General features: G+C 43.1%; 24 protein-coding genes. All 24 read left to right on the top strand.

All coding sequences use genetic code 11. The features are described 5' to 3' along the window. The first annotated feature begins 10 nt into the window (after nucleotides 1-10). The 24 genes from PUW25_RS26340 (at nucleotide 11) to PUW25_RS26225 (ending at nucleotide 19,840) form a co-directional block, all read left to right on the top strand. The gene (locus PUW25_RS26340) at nucleotides 11-2,077 is read left to right on the top strand and encodes a discoidin domain-containing protein (protein WP_274338686.1); all 2,067 of its coding nucleotides are present in this window, start codon (nucleotides 11-13) and stop codon (nucleotides 2,075-2,077) included. A gap of 8 nt (nucleotides 2,078-2,085) precedes the next feature. Continuing rightward, entirely contained in the window at nucleotides 2,086-4,035 is a 1,950-nt protein-coding gene (locus PUW25_RS26335; RefSeq protein WP_274338685.1) for a hypothetical protein, read from the top strand. Beyond that, complete coding sequence (locus PUW25_RS26330; protein WP_274338684.1) at nucleotides 4,016-5,254, top strand: hypothetical protein; 1,239 nt, start codon at nucleotides 4,016-4,018, stop codon at nucleotides 5,252-5,254. Before PUW25_RS26335 ends, PUW25_RS26330 begins: the two co-directional genes overlap by 20 nt. A 16-nt stretch (nucleotides 5,255-5,270) precedes the next feature. Then, the gene (locus PUW25_RS26325; RefSeq protein ID WP_274338683.1) at nucleotides 5,271-5,759 is read left to right on the top strand and encodes a phage holin family protein; all 489 of its coding nucleotides are present in this window, start codon (nucleotides 5,271-5,273) and stop codon (nucleotides 5,757-5,759) included. A gap of 11 nt (nucleotides 5,760-5,770) precedes the next feature. Continuing rightward, nucleotides 5,771-6,049 (top strand): hypothetical protein, encoded by a 279-nt coding sequence (locus PUW25_RS26320; protein WP_047913122.1) that lies wholly within the window; start codon nucleotides 5,771-5,773, stop codon nucleotides 6,047-6,049. Between the two features lie 177 nt (nucleotides 6,050-6,226). Continuing rightward, the gene (locus PUW25_RS26315) at nucleotides 6,227-7,429 is read left to right on the top strand and encodes a hypothetical protein (protein WP_152557800.1); all 1,203 of its coding nucleotides are present in this window, start codon (nucleotides 6,227-6,229) and stop codon (nucleotides 7,427-7,429) included. Beyond that, nucleotides 7,429-8,115 (top strand): hypothetical protein, encoded by a 687-nt coding sequence (locus tag PUW25_RS26310; RefSeq protein WP_047913123.1) that lies wholly within the window; start codon nucleotides 7,429-7,431, stop codon nucleotides 8,113-8,115. The genes PUW25_RS26315 and PUW25_RS26310 overlap by 1 nt, the downstream gene beginning before the upstream one ends. Further along, nucleotides 8,112-9,209, top strand: a complete 1,098-nt coding sequence (locus PUW25_RS26305; protein ID WP_274338682.1) for a primase C-terminal domain-containing protein — start codon at nucleotides 8,112-8,114, stop codon at nucleotides 9,207-9,209. The genes PUW25_RS26310 and PUW25_RS26305 overlap by 4 nt, the downstream gene beginning before the upstream one ends. A gap of 174 nt (nucleotides 9,210-9,383) precedes the next feature. Continuing rightward, a complete protein-coding gene (locus PUW25_RS26300) occupies nucleotides 9,384-10,487 on the top strand; it encodes a DnaB-like helicase C-terminal domain-containing protein (RefSeq protein ID WP_193746085.1) in 1,104 nt (367 codons plus the stop codon). A 12-nt stretch (nucleotides 10,488-10,499) separates the two neighbouring features. Next, the gene (locus tag PUW25_RS26295; protein WP_047913125.1) at nucleotides 10,500-11,018 is read left to right on the top strand and encodes a hypothetical protein; all 519 of its coding nucleotides are present in this window, start codon (nucleotides 10,500-10,502) and stop codon (nucleotides 11,016-11,018) included. Then, nucleotides 11,019-12,770 carry a discoidin domain-containing protein gene (locus PUW25_RS26290; protein ID WP_047913126.1) on the top strand — a complete coding sequence of 584 codons (1,752 nt, stop codon included), beginning with the start codon at nucleotides 11,019-11,021 and terminating at the stop codon, nucleotides 12,768-12,770. It begins immediately after the preceding gene. Between the two features lie 11 nt (nucleotides 12,771-12,781). Continuing rightward, nucleotides 12,782-13,147, top strand: coding sequence for a hypothetical protein (locus PUW25_RS26285; RefSeq protein ID WP_047913127.1), 366 nt, complete (start codon nucleotides 12,782-12,784; stop codon nucleotides 13,145-13,147). A 15-nt stretch (nucleotides 13,148-13,162) separates the two neighbouring features. Continuing rightward, nucleotides 13,163-13,756, top strand: a complete 594-nt coding sequence (locus PUW25_RS26280) for a hypothetical protein (RefSeq protein ID WP_047913128.1) — start codon at nucleotides 13,163-13,165, stop codon at nucleotides 13,754-13,756. A gap of 160 nt (nucleotides 13,757-13,916) precedes the next feature. Then, nucleotides 13,917-14,138 carry a hypothetical protein gene (locus PUW25_RS26275; protein WP_238546449.1) on the top strand — a complete coding sequence of 74 codons (222 nt, stop codon included), beginning with the start codon at nucleotides 13,917-13,919 and terminating at the stop codon, nucleotides 14,136-14,138. 1 nt (nucleotide 14,139) lies between these two features. After that, a complete protein-coding gene (locus tag PUW25_RS26270) occupies nucleotides 14,140-14,625 on the top strand; it encodes a hypothetical protein (RefSeq protein ID WP_047913130.1) in 486 nt (161 codons plus the stop codon). Between the two features lie 14 nt (nucleotides 14,626-14,639). Continuing rightward, nucleotides 14,640-14,969 carry a hypothetical protein gene (locus tag PUW25_RS26265; protein ID WP_047913131.1) on the top strand — a complete coding sequence of 110 codons (330 nt, stop codon included), beginning with the start codon at nucleotides 14,640-14,642 and terminating at the stop codon, nucleotides 14,967-14,969. A 25-nt stretch (nucleotides 14,970-14,994) separates the two neighbouring features. After that, complete coding sequence (locus PUW25_RS26260; protein WP_047913132.1) at nucleotides 14,995-15,300, top strand: Thoeris anti-defense Tad2 family protein; 306 nt, start codon at nucleotides 14,995-14,997, stop codon at nucleotides 15,298-15,300. A gap of 15 nt (nucleotides 15,301-15,315) precedes the next feature. Further along, the gene (locus tag PUW25_RS26255) at nucleotides 15,316-15,480 is read left to right on the top strand and encodes a hypothetical protein (protein WP_193746087.1); all 165 of its coding nucleotides are present in this window, start codon (nucleotides 15,316-15,318) and stop codon (nucleotides 15,478-15,480) included. Nucleotides 15,481-15,494: 14 nt separating this feature from the next. Then, nucleotides 15,495-15,788 carry a hypothetical protein gene (locus tag PUW25_RS26250; RefSeq protein WP_047913133.1) on the top strand — a complete coding sequence of 98 codons (294 nt, stop codon included), beginning with the start codon at nucleotides 15,495-15,497 and terminating at the stop codon, nucleotides 15,786-15,788. 68 nt (nucleotides 15,789-15,856) lie between these two features. Next, on the top strand, nucleotides 15,857-16,024 hold the full coding sequence (locus tag PUW25_RS26245) for a hypothetical protein (protein ID WP_274338681.1): 168 nt from the start codon (nucleotides 15,857-15,859) through the stop codon (nucleotides 16,022-16,024). Nucleotides 16,025-16,192: 168 nt separating this feature from the next. Next, nucleotides 16,193-16,672, top strand: coding sequence for a hypothetical protein (locus PUW25_RS26240; protein ID WP_274338680.1), 480 nt, complete (start codon nucleotides 16,193-16,195; stop codon nucleotides 16,670-16,672). Nucleotides 16,673-16,693: 21 nt separating this feature from the next. Beyond that, nucleotides 16,694-17,071 (top strand): hypothetical protein, encoded by a 378-nt coding sequence (locus PUW25_RS26235; RefSeq protein ID WP_274338679.1) that lies wholly within the window; start codon nucleotides 16,694-16,696, stop codon nucleotides 17,069-17,071. A 137-nt stretch (nucleotides 17,072-17,208) separates the two neighbouring features. Beyond that, entirely contained in the window at nucleotides 17,209-17,550 is a 342-nt protein-coding gene (locus PUW25_RS26230) for a class Ib ribonucleoside-diphosphate reductase assembly flavoprotein NrdI (RefSeq protein WP_274338678.1), read from the top strand. After that, entirely contained in the window at nucleotides 17,513-19,840 is a 2,328-nt protein-coding gene (locus PUW25_RS26225; protein WP_274338677.1) for a ribonucleoside-diphosphate reductase subunit alpha, read from the top strand. Before PUW25_RS26230 ends, PUW25_RS26225 begins: the two co-directional genes overlap by 38 nt. The last annotated feature ends 22 nt before the right edge of the window (nucleotides 19,841-19,862 follow it).

The following is a 19,862-nucleotide window of genomic DNA, read 5'->3' as shown; positions in this document are numbered from 1 at the left end:
TGATGAGATTATGGGCATCCGGCAGACACAGCTCTCACGCACAGTAGAGAAGATCGTAAGGTCCTATCTGCAGCGCGGAAGATATCCCAGTATTCAAACCATCACTTATCATCTAGGGCAATGGCTCCGGGAACATACTCCTGGAGCTCCGTCCTTTTCGCCTCGTAAGGTTCTCCGCAAAGAGAAGTCGGACAGCGAAAGCTACAATGATAATGTGACGATGATTAGACAGGACATTGGCGATTTGTATGACGCCACAATTAGTCAAACCATTCGAATTATGAATGACTTCAATTTTGTTGAAACAGAGCGAGCCAAGATCAGCCATGAACTATCTATGCTATCTAAGAAGATTGATCAGCTTCTCCTTGTGTCGGGGGCAGGAAGCAGCTACTTAGATACGGTTATTGAAGACTTCATTGACACAAGCCGGATGAACACCGGTAATAGCACGGCAGCCATTGATCTGAATAACGGTCAGATCACATTGAAAGAAAATCAAAGGCAGAGCAATAAAGTCTTATTATCAGGCTCTCAAGCAACCTTTAATGCACTTACGCCTAACGTAAAACAGTCTGCTATCGAAACGATCAACAATGCGTTCGATGACAACATCAATACAGCTTGGTGGCATGTAATTAAAACAACAGGACCAGGCACCGTAAAAGCAGAGCTGACGATCAGGCTGGCCAGTGTAGAAGAGATTAATGAAGTAGAGTATATTGCTCACCACGGCAAGCCCGTTTTGATCCAAGTAGAATACTCTCTTGATGGATCGACATTCACTCCGTTGCCTGAAAAGAATAATAAGCAATCTGTAAGTAATCGAGCGGTATGGAACTTCTCTCAGCTAAAGGTAAAGGCAATTAAGTTCACTTATGAGAAGAAGGATCATGATGATAATTCTGCCGGCATGTATAACTATTACTTCGGCGCAAAGAGCATTTCGATTTCAAAGAAAAGCTATCTCAGCGAAGGCACCTTAATTACGCAGCCATTTGTATTTAGTTCTGATAATATCAACATGGTTTCACTTAACGCCTCACAGGATATCCCGTTCGGGACAGCGATTGATTACGAAGTTGCGCTAACGAATGAAACGACTGCACTGGATAGCCTAATCTGGTATCCGATCAGCCCCTCTGAAGACACAACTCCTAAATATTCGAAGACGGTAGAGTTTAACGCTCGCGCATCGAAGAATATAGAGTTTGGACAAGCAGAAGCTACGCAGGAAGTAAAGAATGGCATGAGGGTATTTAGGCTCCTTAAAGATGACAAAGACGGCACCCTGCCGGAAAGCTTTGACGATATCCAGAATCCTATCCTGCTTCGCGGGATTAATCAGTGGAGAAGAGAGCGGTCTTATATTAAGTTTGACGGCACCATCCCGCTGAACAGCACATGGAAGTCGCAATATGATAACCGGCCAGATTCTATCCGTACTAACTATCAAGCCATCGGAAACCAATTAAATTTGCGCCGTGAGAATGGCGGCAAGTCCGATAACTTCTACCGCTTCACCACTTGCGTGTATAGCGAAGAAGCCAGAGTAGAACCATTATCCCTGGCTGTCATTCAGACTGTATCCGGCGTAAGAAAACGCATTGGAACATATGCAGTATATGTAGATGGTAAACGCATGGTACCGTCCAATGAAGAAGTAACTTTGACGCTGGCGGCAGGATGGAGTGAGATTCAAATCCTATTCCATTGGGGAGATATGCAGCTTCGGCAGGATTTTACAGATGGCAATCTGCCTAATGAAACCCTACTAGGCAAATTCAACTTCCTCTTGGAGAAACGGGTAAGGGCAGATAAGGATAGTCTTAAAATCGTGGACGAGCATTCGCTGTATTACAATATCTCCCCGAATAACAGAGACTACTTTGCGATTTATGAAAACCAAGTAGTTCTGAACTACCTGCCATCAAACTGCATTTTTCAATTGGTCTATGAAGTCATTGATAGTTCTATTCAGAATAATCAAGTCGTGGTGAGAGCTTCGATGAGGCGGGAAGAAAGCATTCCACACATCACACCGAAAATAATGCGTCTGCAGCTGCAAGCGAAGTGAGGTAGCTTATGCCAACAATAGAAAAAGTATTATTTTATTTTGATGATGATAATGTATTTCCTTACGAAATGGACTTCGCTGATGTGCTTGGCAATACCGGTATCAGCACATCGGAAGGCTATAGCATTGTGCCTGAGATTCAGAGTGCAGACAACCTGACGATCCGCATCGTAAACTTTGCTCCACCGCTGTCCTCGCCATCAAATAAATTTGGTAGTCTCTTAGGGATTGCTTATGTTTACGATAATGGGGTAAAGAGTTGGATAGAAGAAGTTGTTCGGTACGGACCTAATTCAAGTAATCTGGAAGTAGCAATAGGGAATTGGGTTGATGGAAAAACAATCAGCCAAGTTCGAAGCGATGCCCGGTACCGAAAGCCATACATCGGATATGTTGAAGCACAGGATTATGTAGAGTACAGAATTGAAGCGTATCAGGATCCGCCGCCACCACATATACCGCTATCGGGAACAATTGACCCTCCCGAAGCACGCATCCGGATTGGAGAAACGGCCAGCTTCAAGATCACTTTAACCGGTAGCAATACAGCCATTAGAGATTGTGATTGGTTCTATGATGCAGACTCAACCATTGTAAGACCAATCTCGTTCACGGATTTAACCAATAGTGCTCGATTTAGCAAAGCAGGGGCATATCACGTAAAGTACAATGTGAATAATACAATAGGTGAAAATTTCACAATAAGTGCGCCCATATATGTCGCTGATCCTGCGCCTATACTCGTTGATATCCTTCAACCAAGTACACACTCTTTGTCACAAGGTGAGAGCCTGACCCTGGATGCTATTGCCGAATCAGAAGCCGAAATCAGCCTCAGAAGGTGGGACATTCCGACCGGAGTAGATATTCTTAACCAGAATGGAGGGCAGGCTATACTCAGCTTTAATCGCCTTGGAACGTATACGATCAAGTTCTATGCTGAGAATGTAGAGGGATCGCAAGGCGAAGATTCAGTTGTCGTTTCCGTATTGGAGCCACCAAAGAAAAAGCCAGGAATAGAATTATGGATTGGTACTAATGATGGCCAAGTGCAAGTTAATCCTTCGATTATGATGAATGAGCTGCCGATCAATAAGGATGATATTTTTCTATCCTACAAAAATAGCGGAGATTCGGCTTGGAAATTTGTCGAATTTAAGGTAGAGGTCGGCGCAGAATCATTCATCTACATGGATGGGCGTACTCAGATACAAGAATCGGTAACGATTGCCGCTGGTGGAGAATACCGAATCCGTGCAGCACTGCGTGATTACGTTGCTCGCAAGAGGTATACGATTATCCTTAAAGCTGTCATGAATGATGATCAAGGGCAAACGCTCACGAGATTCTATGAATTAAGATGGATTGCCACGGCTGATGACGGGTACGATCTAGTGATCGTGGAGCGCAGGGATGATAATTACCACTACCCAAATATCATGAAGCGTAATGCAAGATATCGGGGGCAACGTGAATCAGAGAAAGTATTATCTGATCACCAAGAACAGATTTTGGACATCCGACTGAATCACATGATGATAGAAAATCATACAAAAAATCAAGATGATGCCGTAAAATCGTGGTTTCAGGGGGAAAACGAAGCTGGAGTGGAAAATATTACGTATTCTGCAGTAAAAACGTTCAATATAAATATGGAACAGACCAGCTATCTGCTCATGCCGGGAGTTGAAGAAAGCTCTTTTTCAAGGCTTGTGATATCCTTAGATGGAGCAGAACTCAATAGTCCTGGGGATTTTGTGTTCGAAAATGGATATATAAAACTAAAAAGTAACGCGTTACAAAATGGAGATATGAAAGTCGAGTACACTGTAACGGTTGCGGTGGCCGAACAGAAGATGAACGGCCTTTATCCTGTGGCAAAAAGGATGAATCAGATGAATGAGCATCTGTCTGAATTAGAGAGGAGACTTCAGAGCTATGAGAATGCCTACAAGTAAACCAGGAGGCGCCCAGTTTAGGGGAGCTACTTCTTCCTCGGATTACAATAACAACGAAGATAATAAATACCTAGAGCTTGTAGAGCTGTATCGTCAAAGCAATCTGAATATCCAGAATCTTTCGGAAGCCCATCAGATCATCCTTGCAGCGAATACAGCCCTACACAACTATGCGATGATGCTTGAGCGTAAGACCGTAGAGTTAGAAGCACAGATGAATCGAATTGAATCAGCAGGGCCTTACGATCCGATCTTCTTTAAGACCGGCTTCGTACAAGACATGACGACAGTTTACCCAAACATCTCCCAAGAGAACGGAGAGACGAGCCTACGTTGTGATGTAGACCTGAATTATCGCTATGCGACTGTTCCTCTGATTCATCAGATACCAAAGACACACACGGTCAATGAAAAGACCGGTACTGTGGTGGTTCCTACGGAGCTGAAGGTTCAAGTAGGTCGCACAAATACCAAGGGTGAAGTCATCGACAATAACCTGCTTAATGCCTTCAACGGAGATAATGAGTCTTACTGGCACAGAACAGTAACATATAATATTGCTGAATGTCCGGATCAAGAAGATGTCATCCTTGAGATTGAACTTCCTAGCCATCTAGTAAACAATCTCAACATCAACACGGTGCAAATCCATCCACATCCGGAAAGAGGCGTTCAGGTCAAGAATGTGGAGATTCATTATAATAGCGCTTGGAATACCATTCAGGGATTTATTCAACCAGATATGGCCGCTGTAAACAGCAACGAATATACACCTCGCAAGAAATGGTTTTTCCCTGGCGTTCCCGTTCAGAAGATTCGCATTACGCTGGTTCAAAAAAATCCCCTTGATATTGGCGGTAAGAAGGTATTCGTTCTCGGAGCGCAAGAGATCGGCGTTTACTTGACGATGTTTGAACCAGGCGGCGGCACAATATTAACACCATTCGATATGGAAGGCATCTATAACATTGAATCTGTAGAACACGTCTTTCTCAATCGTGATGCATTTGGTATTGATCGCAACTTGGATCAGCTTATGGAAGGACGAGTTTTTGAGTACGAATTACTGAGAGAGGAAGCAGATGGCTTCCTTACTCCCCTCAAGAATACTGAATGGTCAGGTCAGTTTTCGGAGCGGATATGGGTTCGTACAAAGCTGCTGATGTACAACGGCGTGAATCCATGCCTGCATGCGGTAAGGCTTAATTATTCTCGATGAGAAAGAGGTGAAACCGATGAGTCGCTTTGAGCTCGGAAAAACACTTAGCTTAGATAATATAGCTTCTTCATCTACTGCAGTATGGGCAACAATAGGTGGAGTTTTCGGGTCGATCGTAGAAACCGTATACGGCGGCGGAGAAGAGCGGAAATTTATGATTGCCATCTATGCATTCTTTATCTTTATGGACTGGATCAGTGGGATCGCCGCTTCCAAGAAAGATGGAAGTTATTCTTCCGAATATGGTATCAATGGCGTACTGAGGACTTTATTCATACTTTGTTTTCCGGCAGCAGCCAACATGCTTGACTATGTATTAAACACGCCAGGCGTTATCTTCTATTTTGTAACGACGGGCTTGATCTTCCACACCTTCAACAGCTTAACGGCTAACTCTGTACGAGCTGGATGGGAGAAGTGGATTCCAAACAGCATCATTAACTTTGTTCAATCTGAGATTGAAAATAAATCTAATCGATCTTCCAAAAATACGGAAGAGAAATAGGGGGAAACGAAATGTTAACAAGCGTTCGCAAAGCTCTTGAATATCTAGCAATTACGCCGGCTGTCGTTCAATTGGTCTTCACCTTGGTTGCTCTTTTCGAAACAGAGGGCAACGGTGCAGAGAAGAAACAGGCTGTTCTTGATACTGTCAGAGTAGTCTACGCAGAGGTTAATGGAGTGTTCGCACTTAAAGTCTCTGAGTCGTTCGTTCTGAGAGTTGCAGGAAGCACTGTCGATATTGTTGTCAGCTTCCATAATCTCGTTGGCACGTTTAAAAAGAAAGAAGCTTAATACTTCTATCTCTTTCTAGCGCAAGATATCTCTCGATATCTTGCGTTTTTTCAATTTTTCTCTTGATTCCTAAAATTCAGCGTGCTATCATACAAATGTAACGCATTACATTTAGGTGTTGCTTCGGCATCTGTTGAAGAATATAATAAGAAAGCAGTCAGTATACAGGAGGCGTCTATGAGACCTACAATTGAGAAATACCTTCCGGACATGGATCAGATCAAAAAGATCCGTGAGTCTTTGAAGGAATGTAAGGACGAATGGCTAGAAACCAAACCGGGGAGCGGAAAGAAACCTGCAAGTAAGTATATGGGCGTAAACACCGTTCGCCAAATTTTAGATAACGCTGTGTCAGGATATACGTATTGGGACTTCGGCTTGATTGATAATTGGAGAGAAGAAGTCTACAAGTATGATAAGGATTCCAAGACATGGTCCTTTGATGGATATGTTTATCACGCTCGCGGCTTCCTGTTCATTCCCGGACTTGGCCAGCGTGAGCAATATGGTTGCAAAATTGCTGTCGGCGGCAAGGATAATCAAGACAGTGCTTATAAGGCAGCTGCTTCTAATGTCTTAGTAAAAGCGGCATCACTCTTTGGCGTAGGCGAGTCTATCTATTCCAAAATTAAAGTCGAAACGGATGCTGATGAGGAACAAAACGCTTATGATCAAATGCAGCAAAGCGGACAGTATCAATTCCAACACCAACCGCAAGGTGGGTTCCAGCAGCCGCAAGAAACTTATGCTCAGCCTCAGCAAAGCTTCGGACAGCCTTATACTGATCCGTATCAACAACAGCAACAGCAAGCTTATTTCCAACCTACGCCTGAACAGCAGCAGCAGTTTTCACAACAACAGCAAGGTGGCTTTAACGGACAGTGGGGCGCACCACAACAGCAAACGAACTGGGCTGTAGATGTAAATAACGAGGCTAACGGAAATTTTAATGTAGCGCCAGAGCTTCATGAAGATCAATATCCATTTAATCCTCATGAGCCAAACACACCAGAAGCCATTGCTTGGGATCAGCGCAATCTGCCGAACAAGCAACCAGAAGCTGCTAAAGAGCAGTCGTTCCAAGCGACCCCTCAAGCGGAAGCAACGCCGCAAGCATTCAAGGCTGAAGCTAAACCAGTTGGCGCGCCGGTTCAAACTGAGGCACAGAGTGCTCCGCAGCAAAGTGCTATTCCGCCGCAATGGGATCAGGTTGAGATACAAAAGATACATCAGCACAAGGCAAGGCTCAATATACAAACCGATAACGACATGCTTCCTTTACTCAGAGAGTTCTTGAAGAAAGAGGATGCAGTTCCAGGCGATTTAACTCCGGGGAATTTAGCTGAATTTAATATCTTCTTGGAGAAGTTTGCCGCCTAATGAATCGAGATGGGTTGATTTATCAGCTCTCAGGATGGTTCGTATGCACGATAGTCGGTATTCCGATACAGAATGCCGACTCTCGTATCCGGACTAACATATCATCTATTCAGAAATTAGTTAAGGATGGATGGGAGCTGGAAGAGATTCAAGCAGAGATCGAGAAGTTTGCCCAAGATTACCCGGATATGGTCAAACGAATTTATATGCTTGAAGAGATTTTCGCCACAAAGAAACCACCGAAGAATATCATGAATCCGGATATCTTCTACTATCACAACCGGCTGAGGGAAACTTCTCCTGCGCCTAAGATGCGTAAAGGACCGGACGGCAAATATATTCAAGAAGTGGAGCCGTTCTTCTTGGAGATGAAGAAACGCTTTACGATGGAAGAACTGCTTGAGTACTGGTATGAAAAGATGAACATTCAGAGCAATCCTCATATGATTAAGCAGGATGAAGGAAAATTTAATTACTTACTCGGCATCTATGATCTGGACGAAATCCTGTTTGCCATCGATGAAGCAAAGCGCATTCGCTTAAGCTGGCAACGGAGCCTTCTTCGAAACGCTTTTGATATTGAGAAATATGTAGATGAAGCTAGAGAGACGATATCACAAAAGAAGAATATTCATCAGATACATGGGATTAACCGAGTGATTCGAAAACAGGTGATCGCACAGTGAATGAGTTCCAGCTTTTTGTGGAATGCGGAGCGGACACCAATTCGGAAAAGTTTCCATTTACACGAAAGCATTATATGCATCCTTCCGAGACCATCAAGTTTCGGAATTACTACAACAACATAGGCGTCTATGAGACTGTAATGCAATACATTAACCCTGAGTTCTTTCAAAATGAAAAAGGGAAATGGGTATTGAATGCAAGGGATGCTCTGAAATGGGGCGATCTTTATCTGGACTTTGATAAGCCATTAGAGACAGAAGAGGATTACACCAAATTAAAGTATGACGTGCATATTGCCTTTCGTTATCTTAAGCATATTCTTTCAATCGAGCCTGATCAGATCAATGTATTTTATTCGGGACACAAAGGGATTCACTTGACTGTCAGCGGACATGTGCTTGGGCTAAATCCGCACGTATCCCTGAATCAAATCTACCGTGAGATTGCACTTGATATCGCGAAGTACACACTGTTTGGAACAATGGATACAGCAATATACGATGATAAGCGCATGTTTCGAATGGTCAACTCCTTCAATAAGAAGGGTGGTCATTATAAGATACCCATAACGCAGCAGGAGCTTCGCACTTGTACACTAGAACAAATTAAGGAACTGGCAAAAGAACCGAGATTCCTTCAACCTGCTCCACTGGTAACATCAAATAGAGCTAAGTTATCCCTTGATCGGTACATCCAAAAATGGACCGAACGGAATATAAAAGCAAAGGAATACCAAGGGAAGATTCGCAAGCTAGAAACTCTGCCGCCATGCATTCAGACCATGCTTGAGCGTACATTTAAAGAAACTGTGGACGAGCGTAATAACTCTGGGACTGCACTTACCAGCTTCTATATGCAGCAAGGAATGGAACGAGATGAAGCAATGGCGCGGATGCTCATATGGGGCGAAGAGAACTGCATGCCTCGATTGAACAGAAGAGATATCGAAACTATTGTGAACTCAGTTTATAACGGACAATACCGATACGGCTGTGAAGCTTTTGCTAGACTGAGCGGCGTATGCGATAAAGATAAATGTCCTCTCTTTAATAAAGAGTTGAATAAAAAAGCAGAGGAAGAGAAAAAGGCCTAAGCGTCCCTTAGAGGGTTGTGTTTTTATACGCACCTTGTAAGGGGCAGCTTAGGACCCTGCTCGAACCTCAACTTCACCCAACACACAACACACAGGGATCTCTCCCTGTGTAATGCTTACGAACACTCGCAGGTATTACACGGGAGAGAGATAAGCCGTATGGAAGGAGCAGCTATGAGCAATACACAGCCAGGACAATTTAGTTTTACGGACATCATGCATCAAGTTGAAAGACAAATGCAGCAAGATCCAAATGCATTCGGCTTTGAGCCCGAAATGAGAAAAAAGGTTATTGTTACAAATGTCGAGGGAATACTTGGTCGTCCGTTAAACAGAATCGAAGAAAAGATGCTCCGCAATATCATGAATATGGATGCTCACTCATGGGCCAGAGGGAAAAACGGGGGATTAATTTCAGGGTTGCAATCATTCGATGACGCCTTTGAAGGCGGGGCTCAGCCTGGGCTTATCTTATTTGCCGCTGCACCAAACGTCGGTAAATCCGCCTACATGCTTCAAGTATGTAAAGGAATATCAGAGAGAAATGAAAAGGTCTATGTTTCGTATCATTCGCTTGATGATGCCAATAACGATCTTATGCCGCGCTATATTGCCAACGATCAACAAATCACGATCGGCCAAGCAAAGTCGCCAGCTAAGTATGAAGACGATGAAGAGATTATCAATAAGCGTAATGAAGGAATCAAGAACCTGTATCGCAGAGTAGACCGCTTCGGCATGTTCGATTCCAATGATATGACCAGCGTTGAAGCCATTGAAGAGCACATCAAGGATATTAAGATGACGATGCCTGAAGGCACTCGAATCGTAATTGCAATTGACTCCTTCAATGACTTGACAGTAGAGAGCAAGACCTTCAGCAACAATGATGATAAGACGGCTCACGTATCTAAAACGATCAAAGGCTGGGCTACAAGATTTGATGTTGTCGTTATGTGTACAGCTCACTTGCGTAAAACGAACGGCAAGCGTCCGATAGAGGATGATCTGAAGGATACAATCACTCTTCGTTATGAAGCAACAATGGTCTGCCTTATGTACAACGAAGTCGGCATCAAGGAAGAGAATGCTGAAATCTATTGGGTCGATGAAGATGAAGACTTGAAGATGCCTGTCGTGGAAGTGAAGTTCGCTAAGAATAAGCACGCATCCATGAAGAGTACTAAGTTCTTTAATTTTATTCCCGATTACTCTCTGTTTATCCAAGCGGAAGATGAAGCTCAGCGCCGATTCGCCTCTAAGATTTATCAAAACTAAGGAGGAATTGATTTGGATCAAATTAAGATCATGGCCAACACGCCAGACCAGAACCGGAACTATCTCCGGACTTACCTACAGGAAGAAATCTCCCAAAAGATTCGGCTAGAAGAAACCATTAAGCTTTATGAGGTGCAGTTGGACGAGCTAACTGAGGAAGTCGTTGATCAGGCGGAAACCATGCGGGCTATGAAGAATGATGAGATGGCTGATAAAGCGTCAAGCCGATTGAGCCGTATGGAGCTCATGAAATTCACCGTTCAAAAGTATTTGCAGCATTTGAAAGAGCGGAATCATGAAATGGTAGAAGATAGCCAGGCTCACATGGTTGCTTTATCTGAAATCGAAATAGAACAAGGAGGCTTTGTTGCACTCCTGTTTGGCCTTCGAGACAATGTAGAATTTGAGCCAGTATCACAAGGGCTCACATTCGAGCCAGGGGGCAGCGTTGAATCTATTATCGGTACATCCCTAACCTCTTGGAAGGACAGCTCTCAGCTAAAAATAACCCTAATACGGGAGGGGAACTAATTGAGATACTCTTACTTCTTTAATGAAGAAAAGTCACACCGCATTGATTACTCATTCGAAGTCCAAAGCTATCGAGCTAGAAATAATGGAGACATTGAATTAGTCTTTATTGCTCGTGTAACTGAGTTCATTGATAACACACAAGCTCGAACAGAATCAAAGACAGGCACTTTCGTATTTCCTGCCGGTAATTCAAGTCATGACGTTGATCTGCAGCGCATCCGAATTGCTGAGCAAAACAAATGGGTCTTCCATGTGAAAAACAATAAGAATGCCTCTCAAGATGTGATTGTAGGGCTAATTAGTAAGACGGCTGCTGCCAACCCATTAGGAGAAGACATTTACCATGATACTCCAAGCTATAAGGCAGAGCTGAAAGCAAACAACTTGGCCGTCCTTGAACAGGAGTATCAGCCGCCAGTGCTCACACAAACGCTTGTGTATACAACGTTTGCTACACCTGAGTACCCGATTGGCTTTAGCTCCGAAACGGCTGAATATAATAGTCAGCGCTTAATGTATCAGTTGAAAGGATTCGAACAGATCCTCCCGCAGGAAATCGATGCTTATACTGCTTTCTCTGTTGAGATGAACATTGCTCCGCGCAATGTAGTTCCTAAAGGAAATTCAATCTTCTGGATAAATATTGATGGCGTCGGTCGCTTTGACTTCCAAAAAGAGAACATGGTGTATGTGAACGAAGGGGATGATTACAACAATGCTATTAAGATCCCTCTGGAAACAAGACTTACTCCAGATTTGTTCTATTATAATAATGCATTTGTTCCTGCATCGAAGCTTACAATCTCCGGCAACGGCACTGGCAAGCTCACGATCACTTATTTTAACAAGCAATTTATCGTGGATTACAATGCCGGCCAAACAATTCAGTTCGTCAACCTGATTGCACAGGAAGCCGAAATTAACGCTATGGCATTTAAAACGATGGCAGCTGCGACAGATATCGATCTAACTGAAGGATCTGAAGTGTTCAGCGGCGGGGATCGACTTGGCATTGCTGGTGAATGGGATGCCAAGAATGCAATTGATAACAATGAAACTACAGCTTGGGGATCAGTGCAAGCCGGTAACGTAGACGGTCTGGCATGGATTGGTTTTGATCTAAAGGTGCCAACCGGACTGCGGAACATTACATTTAAGCAGTCAGAGGATTGTGGGGTAGACCTTATAGATATCGAAACATCTGAAGATGGCAACACATGGACTTATGTTGAATCTGTCAGCACCCACAGTCAGCCACTTGTATCTATCGATCTAAGCGTCAATGCCATAGCAAGATACTGGCGCTTAGTAGCTGCCTCACCGATCGTCAGCTTCCCTGATACCGGGGAAGCTTGGGAAGCGCGCATGGTGGATCAATCCTGGATCATTCATGAAGTTGAAATGTATCAGGCGCTAGAAGAGTCACTTCCGGCTCCAAGCGACCTGCAGGCAATTATCCAAGAGGATAACACCGTCAAGCTCACATGGACTTATGATGGTCCAGATGCTACCTTCCGTATTTATAACCGTGGAGTATTCCTTGGGATAGAAGTGGAAGGAGTTAATGAGGCGATTCTTTCTAATCTGATTGAGGACAAAGAATACAGCATTCAGGTTACAGCAAAATCAGGATCTATCGTATCTCCATCCAGTGAGCCTGTTACTTTTACATTGGATGATCCCCAAATTGAATGGGGAAATCGTATTCCGGTTTACCTCGATAACCTGGTCATTAAATTCTACAAATAAGGAGAATCACAATGTTAATTGGTAAACATTTTACAACCGAAGAGCTTATGACAATCATGAAAGACAAGATTACGGATCTGGATATGGAGACTCGTAAGCTGCAAAAAGAGTACAACGATTTAAACAAAGATATGGCTTCTAATCCACCTCAGAAGAATAAAGATGACGAACGCCCTATGAAGCTGAAGCAGCTTAGGGAGATCATTGAAGACAAAATGAATGAAGGAGTTTGGCTAGAGCAAAAAGTCGATGAAGCTGAAAAAGCCATCGAAAAAGATCCTAATGTAGCCAGCCAAAAAACAATGTTGTCTCTAAACGACATGCTCCGCCTAGGTGTTGAAGATCCGGAAGAGCCTGTTGTAGAAAACGAAGAATAAAGGGGATTTAAGTTCATGGATTTTATGGAGAAAGCCTATCAAGGCGGCCTTACAGAGAGCGATCGCAGAGAGATGCTGGAACAATACAAAGCTGGCATGATGAAGCAGGAAAGCTTTAAGGCACCGAAAGGGAAGGTACTATCCAAAGAAGATCCGCTGAATATGCCAAGACATCAAGTGTACGGCGAGTGCATTCGTTTCCACGAATGCCCGCTGTGCTTTAAATGCAGAAACTTCAATTCTTCTGACTCCGAATGCCGCAGCTGTATCCTCTTTGAAGAGGGCTCCATTTGCAATACAGAAAAGCATAACGAGAAGATTCTGAACATGATGATCCGCAGGCAGCGTGTTGATTTGGATGGAACTGACTTCAAATTATTTGATGTGCATTGCGAGGATGGCCACAGCGGGGTGCACAAGATTATCTTGCCTGGTGGCAAAGTTATTTTACGCAGCGAAGAAGAGTCGGATGCTGATACATCAACGATGATCCCATTCATCGGGCAGAAGCTTGAGTACTTCGTTAATAACGAATCCCAAGGCAAATTCATCCTGAAAGATGCTGACCATTTAGGCGTCTTCTCTTTAAAGGAGGTTAACGCAAAATGAATCTAACAGTAAAAGAACACATGGATTATATTCAACTGCTCATAGATGCTCGCAATTTCGGGGCTTCATGATGCTGAGGGTCCTCTTAGGAACGCGATTATTCTATTCGATCGCAGATATATCAGGCCACCGAAACTTGAAGAGCCAGAGGTAAGACCTAGTGAAAAAGAATAGCCCTATGAGCTTTGAGCAGATTATGATCCAGCAATCTTATCAAAGCGTTGAGCAACCTGTGTACTGTCGCTTTTGCGGAATGAATGTAAAAACCCCAAGCAGCAATTCTCCAGGAGGAAATAATGGAGCTTGGAGAAGAAATTTGGATTGGGAAATTAAAAATCATTGCCATGTAAAATGTGCAAGCGAAAATCAAGGAGGACGCTAACATGTCAGAAGTAAAGCCAGCCGTACTTATTTTTAAAGAGGAATTGGAGCAATTTAACGATCCTGAGATTCAAAGTTTTACTCAGAATGCATTATCTATGGCGCCAGAAAGCTTCTACAATGATGAGGAGCTCGTTACTTATACAAAGAACGTATACCGCATACTTATGGGTTTCTTGGGGGAAGAGTCCAAGATTCGAGGCCTAGCCGATGCATTCCGTGCAGGAGCTTTACTTCAGGATCTGTGCTTCAATGAAACTGGCGATGCGTATCGTCGTATTCATCCGGTTATGGTCCGCACCTTCCTTGCACCTCTGAAAAAAGATCTTCAGACTAATATCTTTGATGCCATTCTTGGCATGGTCGAAAGCCATGAGGCCGATCAATCTCCGTCCCCGTTGCTGGAACCAAAGCCAACAAATTCCGCTTTTTTATTGGCAATGGCCAACAAGGTTGCACGCTTCAATTTCATTGAATTTAAAGACTGAGGAGCTGTATTTAAATGGACAAAAATGTTGTAGCAAAAAAAGTAGTTGATCGCATCTCTCTAATCGAAGTGGAAACTGGCAAAGTCATCTTGGAAGTTGATGCTGATGACAATAGCGAAGAAATAAAAGGGCTGATAGAAAAATATACTTTTGACTTTACGATTGCTCATAAAAACGTGGTTGATCAATTAGCGAATGCTTTAATCATCTTAAAAAAGATGCCGCAGGATCATGATACGAGACGAATGATGGATTCAGTCAAGGATGCAATACAAATTGCAGATAGCATCTTCATAGATCATTACAGAAGCAGTCATCCGCAATACGAAAAAGAAATCAAGTAAAGTTTAAATGAAAGCAGGGGAAGAAATGAAATTCGGACATGCACTTGAGCTCTTAGAGAAAGAAGAAAAGTTAAGACGCGATTCTTGGGCACCTGGCAGCTTCATTGTAATGATGCCTTCTCTTTATCTGCCGCCTTTTAGTACAGCTAGTACATTTTTGAAGGTTAACGATCGCACAGCAAAACATATTGGTGTAAATACGCCTCTTAATTCGCAGCCGTATATCGCATTTTTTAATGGCGAAACGGATGAATGGCAGCCAGGCTGGCTTCCTGCTCAGGCGGATTTGTTTGCCTCAGACTGGTATGCAACCAAGCAAACGCCATATTAAGGAGCAATTAATTAAATGGATCACATTATGCTTGCAGTCAATATTTTAATTTTAAGTCTTAGTGCACATTTTTATGGGGATAGCCGTAAGCGCAATTTAAAAATTCAATGGGTCTTTTTAGCTTTCACGATTGTTTATTTGCTATTAGTTGCGGCTCGTCTCAAAGAAATCTGGGGGTAAAGGAAGAGGTATATATGGGAGAAAAGAAGAGAAAAGAGAGCCTGCCGATAACACGAGGCGGGGTAATCCCCATCTCTCGCGAATTGCTATCTCACATCTTAAGTGAGAAGTTGGGTGTGCAGGTCCAAGTAAGCCACGCAGAAAGCTTATACTATGCAGATTGCATCGGGTTCGCTGTGAAGACCAAAGATGAGAGGTTTCCAATAGTCTATCCAGGTAGTCGATTGGAAAACATATCATTGGAACAGCGTATAGATTCAGATGGAAAAATTCATATAACGAACGTCACGCCGTTTAGCGAACTATAAAAACTGCGTATAATTAAGATTTTACGCAGTTTTAGTTTTAAGCGATTTTTTTCTGAGGAGGCGGGCAGTTGGACGTAAAAATCGTTCAGAAAGAAGGGCTTGATAAACCCTTTTATCAGCTAACTCTTTCCAATAGAGAAATTAAAGAGATGTATGACTATTTTTATCCAAAAAGATGGAGTAGTAAGTACGCCGAACAAATACTCAACATACTGGAAGACCACCTTCCTTCATAATATTACCTAAATGAAATGTATTACATTTTAAGAAAGGTGAATGAATATGTATTGCAAAGATTGCATGTCTTTTTTTGTTAGCTGTCCCTGCTGCAATGAGAGCTTCTGTCCAGACTGTCAGAAGCGTGAAGAGGATATTGAAGAGGAAGAAGAGGAGGAATAATCACTATGACAAGAGGCAGGCCGCGGAAAAATCCGAGCGATCCAGGTAAACTCCCTTTTCAGCAAGGATTGCAGACTAGGCAAGTGACGCCCGAAGAAGCGGAAAGGTATGGTATCAAGATGAGCGATATTCCGAGCAAAGAAGTTGAGTGGTATTCCAATAGTATCAATGTCAAAGATCCAAGCATTGGTTTTCAAAAATCTGGAGGAATCCATATTAATAAAGAGGCTGGCGCACTTCTAGGGATTAAAGAAGGTGACAAGGTTCAGATTGGATTCAGAGGCAGCCCTCGTCAAATCGTACTAAGAAAATCAGAAGACGGCATGCGTCTTAGAGCTATAAAAGGTAACAACAAAGGTAGCGGTTTTAAATGCTTCAGTGCTGGACTTGTGAAATGGATAAATGAAAAAGGGGCAGAAGCAAAGCGATATGTCATTCGTCCGACTGATGAAGACGGAATCTTTGTAGCAAACCTATACCAATAAGTAGAGAGCGAGGTTGTTTAGATGAAATCAGTGTTAGAAGAATACTTGGGTAATCTAAAGAAAATCAAGAACATGGATGAAATGTACGATGAGATCGGCGCCCTTACTGAAGAAACTTTCAGCAATCATTTTTATGGTGGGTACCTGACTCGCGCCTTGGAGGTATTCAACCATTCCGTGGATGGAAAAGTACTTAAGATTGAAATGATTCAGTTGACTGAAGGACTTGTCAGAAATGCTCCCGAGGATGGAGAAGGCGATCCTGTCTATAATGAAGAGGAACGTGATCTATTTGTGTTTAAGAAGCTGCGGTCGATTGGATCAACCGTAGCAATGGAACAAATCAGAGAAGTTTGTGATGCTGAAGGAGAATACCTTGAACAGCTTGTGAAAAAGTAGAAACCTTGTATATTTCGGAAGACCTCAGCACTACATGTTGGGGTTTTTCGAATGTCAAGACTTTAAATGAAGAGAAATATAGAATACAATAACTATTGCACGATAAATGTAATGCGTTACAAAAAGGAAGGTTTCACATGTTATTGAGTTATTATTCTTTATCTGGCAAAGCAGAGAGTTTCGTTAAGAAAACGGGAATGCATGCCGTAAGGATCGGCCCTGCGCTTCGAATGCAGCAGCCCTATGTGCTGATTACAAGCACCGAAGAAACAGGTAAAATGCCCGAAGAAGTATCTGACTTTCTTATACATAACCATAATCTTATGGTTGGGTGCAGCATTATCGGCCGATACAGCAGGGAAGAACTTCATGAATTGAGCCAGGCTGTTCCATATATCTCATCAGATTCTGTTGAGAAATTTATAAAAGAGGTGAATGAAATTGAGCGCAACACCGCTAAAGGTTACAAAGCCCAATAATAGAGAACTGGCATTTGACGTTAACCGAATCCAAGCATTCGCAGAACGCATCATGGCAGACTTAAAAGATTCGCAGGGAGAACCCCTGAATATTCAACGCTTAATTCGTGGCGTATTATCTAAGCTTAGATACAAAGAAGTAACCGCCGATGAGATTACAAATGCATTTACTATGTCTGCATTGGAATTGATTTCGAAAGAAGAACCGAATTGGAAGTTTGCGGCTGCTCGTTCCTTTTTAACATCCTTATATAAAAAGGCAGCTTTCAATCGTAATTATAAATCATATACAGATAAGCCTTATGGATCCTTCTACAGCTTGATCACGACATTGGTCGAGAAGAAGCTATTCAGAAAAGAACTATTAGAAGCTTACACCAAAGAAGAAATCGAAGAGCTTGAAGCTACTATCGCTCCAGAAAGAGATCTGCTGTTCGACTACATTGGCCTCATGACACTCAATGAACGCTACTTGACTAGCGATTATGACGGTAAGGTAATGGAGCTGCCGCAAGAGCGCTATATGATTATTTCTATGTTCTTGATGCACCAGGAGCCTGCAGAGAAGCGAATCGAGCTAGTTAAAGAATCTTACTGGGCTATGAGCAACCTATACATGACAGTGGCTACACCGACTTTATCTAATGCAGGTAAAGCTTCTGGCGGACAGCTGTCCAGCTGCTTCATTGATACGGTTGACGACTCTCTTGAAGGTATCTTTGATTCCAATACCGATGTAGCACGTCTCAGCAAAATGGGTGGCGGTATCGGTGTATACCTTGGAAAAGTACGTTCCAGAGGCTCCGATATCCGCGGGCACAAGAATACAAGTTCCGGCGTTATCCCTTGGATCCGCCAGCTGAACAATACGGCAGTCAGCGTTGACCAGCTTGGCACTCGTAAAGGCGCTGTAGCTGTCTATCTGGATGTTTTCCATAAAGATATTCTGTCCTTCTTGGATCTTAAATTGAACAACGGTGACGAGCGTATGAGAGCGCATGACATCTTCCACGCCGTATGTCTGCCGGATCTATTCATGGAAGCTGTTCGTGAGCGCGAAGAATGGCACCTGTTCTGCCCTCACGAAGTGAAGAGTATTATGGGTTGGACAGATGAGAAGGGGCGCAAATTGGGCTTAGAAGACTTCTATGATGAGAAGCTTGGAAGCGGAGCGTTCCGTGAGAAATATGCTGAAGCTGTAGCAAACCCACTGCTGCCACGTATTACTGTTCAAGCTATTGATGTTATGAAGCGCATTATGAAGTCCCAGCTTGAGACAGGCACGCCGTTCATGTTCTACCGTGATACAGTAAACCGGACGAATCCGAATAAAGCTCACGGCATGATATATTCTTCAAACCTCTGTACAGAGATCATGCAAAACCAATCTCCAACAGTAGTTGAGTCCGAAGAGCTTGTAACTAAGGATGGAGAAACACGGATCATCATTACTAAAATTCCAGGTGACTTTGTTGTATGTAACCTGAACTCAATTAATCTATCCAGAGCGGTTCCGGACAATGTGCTAGAACGCCTTGTTCCAATCCAAATTCGGATGCTAGATAACGTTATCGACATCAACAACATCGAAGTGCTTCAGGCACAGCACACAAACAACCAGTATCGTGCCGTTGGTCTAGGAACATTTGGTCTTCATCACTTACTTGCCCTGCTGAAGATTCGATGGGAATCCGATGCTGCTGTTGATTATAACGACAAGCTCTATGAGAAAATCAACTTCCTTGCGATTAAGACAAGTATGGATTTGGCCAAAGAAAAAGGAGCCTATCCGAAGTTTGAAGGCAGCGAATGGCAAAACGGGAACTACTTTACCGATCGAGGATACAACAGCACTGAGTGGGCGGAGCTTGCCGGTGAGATCCGTAAATACGGTATCCGCAATGCGAACCTGATAGCAATAGCGCCAAATGGTACCACATCCATTATTGCCGGCTCTACAGCAACCATTGATCCGATTTACGAACTTGTTTCTTATGAAGAAAAGACAACGTATAAAGTGGCCAATCCTGCTCCGGATCTGAATAACGATACACTTTGGTATTACAAGACTGCGTTCTTGATTGATCAACACGCTAGCATTAAGATGGCCGGTGCTCGATCGAGACATATTGACCAGGCTCAAAGCTTCAACCTTTATGTAACTCCAGACATCAAAGCAAGTGATCTTTTGGATTTGCATATGGCTGTTTGGGAGAACGGAATCAAGACGAGCTACTATCTCCGCAGCCGCGCATTGACAATTGAAGAATGCGAGAACTGCGCTTCATGATAGATCCATCAAGCGAAATCTT

It is taken from the genome of Paenibacillus urinalis (genome assembly GCF_028747985.1).
Lineage (GTDB): Bacteria > Bacillota > Bacilli > Paenibacillales > Paenibacillaceae > Paenibacillus > Paenibacillus urinalis.
This window is presented reverse-complemented; position numbering and strand designations above follow the sequence as displayed.

Bases quoted from the DNA above. Each gene is read 5' to 3' on its own strand.
- PUW25_RS26340 (WP_274338686.1), top strand. From the start codon at position 11: ATGGGCATCCGGCAGACACAGCTCTCACGCACAGTAGAGAAGATCGTA.
- PUW25_RS26335 (WP_274338685.1), top strand. From the start codon at position 2,086: ATGCCAACAATAGAAAAAGTATTATTTTATTTTGATGATGATAATGTA.
- PUW25_RS26330 (WP_274338684.1), top strand. From the start codon at position 4,016: ATGAGAATGCCTACAAGTAAACCAGGAGGCGCCCAGTTTAGGGGAGCT.
- PUW25_RS26325 (WP_274338683.1), top strand. From the start codon at position 5,271: ATGAGTCGCTTTGAGCTCGGAAAAACACTTAGCTTAGATAATATAGCT.
- PUW25_RS26320 (WP_047913122.1), top strand. From the start codon at position 5,771: ATGTTAACAAGCGTTCGCAAAGCTCTTGAATATCTAGCAATTACGCCG.
- PUW25_RS26315 (WP_152557800.1), top strand. From the start codon at position 6,227: ATGAGACCTACAATTGAGAAATACCTTCCGGACATGGATCAGATCAAA.
- PUW25_RS26310 (WP_047913123.1), top strand. From the start codon at position 7,429: ATGAATCGAGATGGGTTGATTTATCAGCTCTCAGGATGGTTCGTATGC.
- PUW25_RS26300 (WP_193746085.1), top strand. From the start codon at position 9,384: ATGAGCAATACACAGCCAGGACAATTTAGTTTTACGGACATCATGCAT.
- PUW25_RS26285 (WP_047913127.1), top strand. From the start codon at position 12,782: ATGTTAATTGGTAAACATTTTACAACCGAAGAGCTTATGACAATCATG.
- PUW25_RS26280 (WP_047913128.1), top strand. From the start codon at position 13,163: ATGGATTTTATGGAGAAAGCCTATCAAGGCGGCCTTACAGAGAGCGAT.
- PUW25_RS26270 (WP_047913130.1), top strand. From the start codon at position 14,140: ATGTCAGAAGTAAAGCCAGCCGTACTTATTTTTAAAGAGGAATTGGAG.
- PUW25_RS26265 (WP_047913131.1), top strand. From the start codon at position 14,640: ATGGACAAAAATGTTGTAGCAAAAAAAGTAGTTGATCGCATCTCTCTA.
- PUW25_RS26260 (WP_047913132.1), top strand. From the start codon at position 14,995: ATGAAATTCGGACATGCACTTGAGCTCTTAGAGAAAGAAGAAAAGTTA.
- PUW25_RS26255 (WP_193746087.1), top strand. From the start codon at position 15,316: ATGGATCACATTATGCTTGCAGTCAATATTTTAATTTTAAGTCTTAGT.
- PUW25_RS26250 (WP_047913133.1), top strand. From the start codon at position 15,495: ATGGGAGAAAAGAAGAGAAAAGAGAGCCTGCCGATAACACGAGGCGGG.
- PUW25_RS26240 (WP_274338680.1), top strand. From the start codon at position 16,193: ATGACAAGAGGCAGGCCGCGGAAAAATCCGAGCGATCCAGGTAAACTC.
- PUW25_RS26235 (WP_274338679.1), top strand. From the start codon at position 16,694: ATGAAATCAGTGTTAGAAGAATACTTGGGTAATCTAAAGAAAATCAAG.
- PUW25_RS26230 (WP_274338678.1), top strand. From the start codon at position 17,209: ATGTTATTGAGTTATTATTCTTTATCTGGCAAAGCAGAGAGTTTCGTT.